This window comes from Martinezella calliandrae (genome assembly GCF_030272695.1).
GTDB lineage: Bacteria > Pseudomonadota > Alphaproteobacteria > Rhizobiales > Rhizobiaceae > Rhizobium > Rhizobium calliandrae.
On record NZ_JARFYN010000235.1, the window covers coordinates 1 to 355 of the forward strand.

The window sequence follows — 355 nt, forward strand, 5'->3', positions numbered from 1 at the left end:
GAGAAGCTCCGTCCAGATCTGAGCGAGCGTCGTCTCGAGCTCGCCCTGCGGCGCCTCATAGGCGCGCCGTGCATAGGCGTCGTCGTCGGGAACCGGCAGTTGCTTGCGGTCGAGCTTACCGTTTGGTGTGAGCGGCAAGGTATCGATCCGCATGAAGGCCGACGGCACCATGTAGTCGGGCAGCCGCTCGCTGACATGTGCGCGCAAGGCGCCGGCAAGGTCGGATCCCTCGGTTCTCTCGGCATGCTCGCTCGCAACCACATAGGCGACGAGGTGCTTGTCGCCGGTGCGGTCCTCTTGCGCCACCACCACCGCCTCGCCGACGAGCTCGTGCTCGCAAAGCCGTGCGGCGATC

General features: G+C 66.5%; 1 protein-coding gene. It reads right to left on the bottom strand.

Features of this window, described 5'->3' with window-relative positions; translation table 11 throughout:
* Positions 1 to 355: AMP-binding enzyme (locus PY650_RS36900; protein WP_285885055.1), on the bottom strand; the 355-nt coding region annotated here is incomplete at both ends.